Source organism: Hyalangium sp. (assembly GCF_035629615.1).
Taxonomy (GTDB): domain Bacteria; phylum Myxococcota; class Myxococcia; order Myxococcales; family Myxococcaceae; genus Hyalangium.
This window is the reverse complement of the sequence record NZ_DASPHO010000738.1, coordinates 1-6219: the sequence shown is the minus strand read 5'-3', so window position 1 is coordinate 6219 and position 6219 is coordinate 1. Positions and strand designations below refer to the sequence as shown.

The following is a 6219-nucleotide window of genomic DNA, read 5'->3' as shown; positions in this document are numbered from 1 at the left end:
AGGTGCCGTTCATCGAGCCCGCATCCCGCACCGCGCACGCGCCCTCCTTCTTGCTCCAGCGCAGCCGCGCGTGGAGCTTGGAGACGGACGGGTCCTTCACCATCAGCATGCAGGTGTCCATCCGCCCCACCGTGAACTCCTCCCCGTCCACGCGGGGCTGGAGCAGGTGCACCTCCAGGTGCTGGAACCCCTGCAGCATCGTCAGCAGCCGCTCGGCCAGCCGGGTACGATTCGTCATCAGCACCGTGCGCGCCTGCTCCAGTTGCAGCGCCACCTGCTGGAGCACGGGCTCCGGCGGCTGCTGGATGAGCGCCACCGGGCCGGAGGCGGCACGGAAGGACTCGAGGGGAGCCTCGGCGAACGGACGGAGCTGCTGCACGGACGGCATACTGTCTACAGGTTAACTCGCTCGAAGCCCCCTGCCCACCCCCATGGGTCGGGTAAGGTATCCCCCATCCGGCATGACTCGCCGGGGGAGGGATTCATGGCGAAGGCGAAGCACGTCCTGGCAATCGACCAGGGTACCACCGGGACGCACGTCACCATCCTCGATGCCCGGCTCCAGGTGGCGGGCCGCGCCTACCGCGAGTTCACCCAGCACTTCCCCAAGCCTTCCTGGGTGGAGCATGACCTGGAGGAGATCTGGGCCTCCAGCGAGTTCTGCATCGCCCGGGCGCTGAAGGATGCGGGGCTCAAGGGCCAGGACATTGCCGCCGTGGGCATCACCAACCAGCGCGAGACGACGGGCCTGTGGCACCGGGGCACGGGCAAGCCGCTGGGGCGTGCCATCGTCTGGCAGGACCGGCGCACGGCGGACATCTGCCAGCAGCTCAAGGCCAAGGGGGTGGAGCCCCGCGTGCGTGAGGTGACGGGCCTGGTGCTGGACCCGTACTTCTCCGGCACCAAGCTCACCTGGCTGTTCGAGCACCTCAAGGGCGCGCACGCCCGGGCGGAGAAGGGCGATGTGTGCTTCGGCACCATCGACACGTGGCTCGTGTACAAGCTCACCGGCGGCCAGGCCCACGTCACCGACGTGTCCAACGCCAGCCGGACGCTGCTGATGGATCTGCGCTCGATGGCGTGGGACGACGAGCTGCGCTCGCTGCTGGGCGTGCCGGCCGCGTGCCTGCCGCAGATCCGAGGCTCAGCGGAGGTGTACGGCACCACGCGCGGCATGAAGAGCCTGCCGGACGGCATCCCCGTGTCCGGCATGGCGGGGGATCAGCAGGCGGCGCTCTTCGGGCAGGCGTGCTTCGAGCCTGGCGAGTCCAAGTGCACCTACGGCACCGGCGCCTTCCTGCTGATGAACACGGGGGACACGCCGGTGCGCTCCACCACCGGGCTGCTGACCACGGTGGCGTGGCGGCTGGGAGACCGGACCACGTACGCGCTGGAGGGCAGCTCCTTCATCGCCGGCGCCGCCGTACAGTGGCTGCGGGACGGGCTCCGGGTCATCAAGCGCGCGCCGGACATCGAGGGGCTCGCCGAGAGCGTGAAGGACACGGGGGAGGTCGTCTTCGTGCCAGCGCTGGCGGGCCTGGGCGCACCGCACTGGCGGCCCGAGGCTCGGGGCCTGTTCGCCGGCATCGATCGCTCCACCACGGTGGCGCACCTGGCGCGCGCGGTGCTGGAGGGCATCGCCCTGCAGATCCGCGACCTGGCGGACGCGATGCGCCACGACAGCGGCCAGGCCATGCCCTCCTTCAAGGTGGACGGCGGGGCGGCGGCCAACAACCTGTTGATGCAGTACCAGGCCGACGTGCTGGACACTCCGGTGGTGCGCCCGCGCAACCTGGAGACGACGAGCCTGGGCGCGGCCTTCCTCGGCGGCCTGGGGGCGGGGGTGTGGAGCAGCCCGGACGCCATCCGCCGCGCGTGGAAGGCCGAGCGCACCTTCAAGCCAAAGATGAAGCCAGAGGTGCGCGAGCGGCACCTGGCCAAGTGGAAGCGAGCGGTGGAGCGCGCGTGAGCCGAAACGGGGTATGAATCCCCGACACCGCCCATTCCCAGGGCCGGATGGGCGGCCGTGGAGTTCTCCATGACGAAGATGTGTCGATTCCTCTTCTTCCTGGGCGCCCTGCTGGGGCTCTCCGGGTGTCCGGATACGCCCTGCTTTGGCGGGGGGAGCACTGTCGCCCCGCCTTCGCAGGGGGGCGTGATCCTGGTGGGCGAGCAGGTGCGCCTGCAGGTCTCACCCACGCTCAACAGCGGCTGCGGCCTCGAGGCCGAGGCGCGGCCCGCCACTCTCACGGTGGAGGTCTACGGCCCGGACAACCAGCTCGTGGAGAGCCAGGCCACGCTGGGCAACCCCTCCTCCGCCTTGGCCACCTTGAAGTTCACCCCGGACAAGCCGGGGCGCTACCACATCTTCGCCGCGTTCGATCCGATAGGCGGCATCCACCAATTCGACCTCTACGCCGCGAGGGACCGCTCCGCCGAGGCCATTCCCTACACGCTGTCGAAGGCTTGCAACGGGCTGGAGCGCACCAAGCGTGGGGGCTGGCTGTGTGACTCGGAGTTCGTGAGGGATGGCACCGTGGTGCGGCGGTTCAGCGGGAACCGGGTGGCGGTGGCCGGGGATGTGGTGTGGGACGTGGGCACGTCGCAAGTCCAGCGCTTTGTAGACACGGGGACATCGCTCGAGCTCACCGGCACCGTGTCCGTGAGCGCGTCCCCCGCCGACTTCCTCCTGGCCTCGGAGACCGAGCTGCTGGCGCTGCGTGGCCCCACCCTCGATCGCATCCTCTTCGATGGGACGGCGCTGGCCGTGAAGGGCCGGGCGCAGCTGTCCTCTCCCTTGGGCACGATCGGCACGACAGGCCTGCGGGCCTTCCTCCTCCGCAACGGGGATCGGCTGGCCGTCGTCACCAACGCCCCGAGCGGCGGGACGTCGCAGCCGTTCAACACCTTCACCAACCAGGTGTGTGCCTATCGGATCGAGCCGGAGCGAATCGTGCGCACAACGGACCCTTGCCCGACGTTCACCGGCAATGTGGTGGGCTACGAGCCGAGCGTCGTGTGGGTCGGGACGCCGCACCCCTTCGGGGCCGGGCTGGTCGATCTGCGCCGGCTGGAGTGGACGGCGGCGACGGGAATCGCGGAGCAGGCCTCGCTTCCCCTGGGCATGAACTTCGAGGTGCTCACCCTTGAGTTCAACATGCGCAACTCGGTTGTCCCCGTCATCATCAACCCTGCCACCGGGGTGAACTCGCGCACCCGGGCCACCATCGCCGTCTACGCTCCGGAGCAGCGTGCCATCCTCCTGGAGCTCCTGGATGCGGAATTCACAGCGCCCAGCGCCTCCACCCACCTGATGTGGAACCCACCCACCACCGGCCTCCAGAACTCCAAGGTTCGCGTCCGGCCGACGACTCCCTGACGGCCCCGCCACACGGAGGTAGAAAGGCACCATGGCCTACGATCGAACGCAGCTCACCCCCGAGGCGCTCCAGACCTTCCTTGCCGGCCACCCTGGCTGGAAGCACGAGGGAGGGATGATCCGCCGCACCTATGAGGCGCCCAGCTTCCTCGCAGGCATCACCTTCGTGAACAAGGTGGCCCAGGCCGCGGAGAAGGCGGACCACCACCCGGACATCGACATCCGCTGGAGGAAGGTGACGCTGGCGCTCGTCACGCACGACGCGGGCGGGCTGACATCGCGGGACACGAAGCTGGCGGACGAGGCGGACACACTCTTCGCGGAGGTGGGCTCGTAGCCAGCGCGGAGCCCCTCCCCCATGCGCACGCTCGTCCTGCTGACATTTGCCGCTGTGCTCGCCGTGGCCCCAGGTGCATGGGGGCAGGAAGAGCCGCTCCCCGATGAGCCTCGGCAGGAGCGGCTGTATGTCAACTCGGGGGCGCTGCTGGGCTCCACGCGCATGGTGGCCATCGGCGGTGCGTACACGGGCATTGCCGAGGGGACCGCGGGCTTCTCCAGCAACCTGGCCACGCTGGCGCATCGGGCGCCGCAGCTGGATCGAGACTGGGACGTGGGGGTGACGCTGTCCTGGCTGGATGTGCCGCTCCGGGAGCGACGCGGCCAGGATCTGGACAACGACGGGCTGCCCGACGAGGCACCCGGCAGTTCCCAGCTCCTCTTCGGCCTGCTGCTGCAATACAAGGAGTTTGGCCTGGGCACCTTCCTGCGCACCCGAACGGTGACCTACTGCGCGACGCTGGAGTGCCTGGAGGACGACTCCGTCAGCGTGGCTGTGACGCAGTCGGCGCTGGCAGGCGCGATGGCGCTGGGGCAGGACGAGTTCATCGTCTCGCTCGGCATCTACACGGCGCTGGCCACGCTCAGCCACGGGGATGAGGAGTGGAACTACGGAGGCACGGGCCTCTCGCTGGACCTGCTCTTCCGGCCTCAGGCGCGGCCCTATCGCGTGGGCATCTCCGTGCGGCCGCAGGTGGTGGGGGGCTGGAAGCAGAAGGAGGGCCAGGCCCCGGTGCTGGCGGGGCGGGCCATCTACTCGGCTGTGGTGGCTCCGGCGACGCTGTCACTGGGGGCGAGCTATCGCTTCGGTGAGGGCGCCGAGCGCTACAACCGGCTCTCTCCGGCCGCGCGGCGGCAGCTCATCGCCTCGGGGGCGACGAACGTGTCCCCGGAGGAGTCTCCGGACGCGCCCTCGGGCAACTTCCTCGTGTCCGCGCAGATAGATCTGATCTCCAGCGTGGAGAGCGCGGTGGCGCTGCGCTCAGTGACGGCGTTCAGCGAGCCGGAGCCGGTGGGACGCACGGCGCTCTTCCAGCCGCACATTGGCGCCGAGCACGACACGTGGCCGGGCCGCGTGCGCACCCGGCTGGGTGTCTTCGTGGAGCCCTCCTCGTTCGAGGGGCAGGCGCCGCGACCGCACTTGACGGGTGGGTTCGAGCTGTTCCTCTTCCGGTACTGGGAGGATTGGGCCGTGAGCGCCTCGTTCGATCTGGCACGGCGCTACGCGAACGTGGGCTTCTCCGTGGGCTTCTGGCGGTAGCCCGGCCATCTCGGGACAACGGGAGGAAACCCGGGCTGTTACTGCAAACTCCCCTACCCATCGGGTAGACTCCTGGGAGAGCGAGTCGCTCCCACGCGAGGATCCTCCTGACCGCTGACTCCTCCCTCCCGCACCTGCACCCTGCTTACCTGCCTCCAGGCACGGTGGTGGGTGCTTGGCGTGTGCGCTCCAGGCGAAGCCACGGCGCCTATGGAACCGTCTATCTTGCCTCCCCCGCCGCCCAGCAGGACGGCCCTCCTTTCGCCCTGAAGGTGGCGCTCCACCCCAACGATCCACGCTTCCTGCGTGAAGCGGAGCTGCTTCGCCGCATCGTCCACCCCCACGTCCCGGGCCTGCATGACCACGGGCTGTGGACCCACCCGGCCGGCCCTTTCCCCTTCCTGGTCATGGATTGGGTGGAGGGCGTGCCCCTCCCGAAGTGGGCCTATGGACGCACCCTGACCTCGCTCCAGGTGCTGCGGCTGCTGGCTCCGGTGGCGGGCGCGCTGGCCGCCACCCACGCAGTGCAGGGAGTCCACCGCGACGTCAAAGGCGACAATATCCTCGTGCGCCAGGACGACTCCTGGCCCACGCTCCTGGACTTCGGCGCTGGAGATTTCCTCGGTGCGCCCACCCTCACGCGCGAGTTGCTGCCTCCCGGCACTCCGCAGCACCGCAGCCCCGAGGCCCTGCGCTTCTACTGGCTCCACCGCCACCTGCCCACCGCTCACTACGAGCCGGGCCCCTACGATGACGTGTACGCCCTGGGCGTCACCGCCTACTGCCTCGTCACGGGTATCTACCCGCAGCCTGTGCTCCCTCCCGAGCTTATGGCGAGCGATCCTTCCTTCCGCCCTCCCGTGTGGAAGCCGCCTGAACAATTGGTGACCGTGTGCCCGGAACTGGCAGCGCTCATCCGTCAGATGCTCTCGCTGGATCTCTCGGCTCGTGGCAGTGCGGCAGAGCTGACTCAAGCGATAGAGCAGGCAGGGCGCACTGCCGGGCCGCATGCGGAAGAGCCCATCATCCCTCGATCCTTGAAGCGACGTGGCGTGGCCCACCGCGCCGAAGCGCCCATGCAAGCAGCGCCGGAGGCTGAGCTCCGGGTGCATCAACCTGCTTCCCAGAGTCCCGTTGCGCTGCCCGTTGCGAGGAAGCGCCAGTCGGACCTGCCCGAGTCCGCCCGTGTGCTGTGGCCTTGGTTCGCCGTGGCAGGACTCCTTGCCCTCCTCGCTCTCCAGGG

At 69.3% G+C, this 6219-nt stretch carries 6 protein-coding genes; 5 read left to right on the top strand and 1 reads right to left on the bottom strand.

The window, feature by feature from the left end; genetic code table 11:
• Positions 1 to 388: FHA domain-containing protein (locus VD972_RS36755; protein ID WP_324993490.1), on the bottom strand; the 388-nt coding region annotated here is incomplete at its 3' end.
• A gap of 96 nt (positions 389 to 484) precedes the next feature.
• Between VD972_RS36755 and glpK the strand changes: the two genes are divergently transcribed.
• From glpK to VD972_RS36730, 5 genes are all read left to right on the top strand, one after another.
• The gene (glpK, locus tag VD972_RS36750) at positions 485 to 1969 is read left to right on the top strand and encodes a glycerol kinase GlpK (RefSeq protein WP_324993489.1); all 1485 of its coding nucleotides are present in this window, start codon (positions 485 to 487) and stop codon (positions 1967 to 1969) included.
• Between the two features lie 69 nt (positions 1970 to 2038).
• Positions 2039 to 3379, top strand: coding sequence for a hypothetical protein (locus tag VD972_RS36745; protein WP_324993488.1), 1341 nt, complete (start codon positions 2039 to 2041; stop codon positions 3377 to 3379).
• A 31-nt stretch (positions 3380 to 3410) separates the two neighbouring features.
• Positions 3411 to 3716, top strand: a complete 306-nt coding sequence (locus tag VD972_RS36740; protein ID WP_324993487.1) for a 4a-hydroxytetrahydrobiopterin dehydratase — start codon at positions 3411 to 3413, stop codon at positions 3714 to 3716.
• Positions 3717 to 3737: 21 nt separating this feature from the next.
• Positions 3738 to 4976: a hypothetical protein gene (locus VD972_RS36735; RefSeq protein ID WP_324993486.1), complete on the top strand. Its 1239-nt coding sequence runs from the start codon at positions 3738 to 3740 to the stop codon at positions 4974 to 4976.
• A 182-nt stretch (positions 4977 to 5158) separates the two neighbouring features.
• Positions 5159 to 6219, top strand: a 1061-nt coding sequence (locus tag VD972_RS36730; RefSeq protein ID WP_324993485.1) for a serine/threonine-protein kinase, incomplete at its 3' end; no start/stop codon positions are given.

Excerpts from the sequence above, each read along its gene's own strand:
- glpK (WP_324993489.1), top strand. The coding sequence starts at position 485 with ATGGCGAAGGCGAAGCACGTCCTGGCAATCGACCAGGGTACCACCGGG.
- VD972_RS36745 (WP_324993488.1), top strand. The coding sequence starts at position 2,039 with ATGACGAAGATGTGTCGATTCCTCTTCTTCCTGGGCGCCCTGCTGGGG.
- VD972_RS36740 (WP_324993487.1), top strand. The coding sequence starts at position 3,411 with ATGGCCTACGATCGAACGCAGCTCACCCCCGAGGCGCTCCAGACCTTC.
- VD972_RS36735 (WP_324993486.1), top strand. The coding sequence starts at position 3,738 with ATGCGCACGCTCGTCCTGCTGACATTTGCCGCTGTGCTCGCCGTGGCC.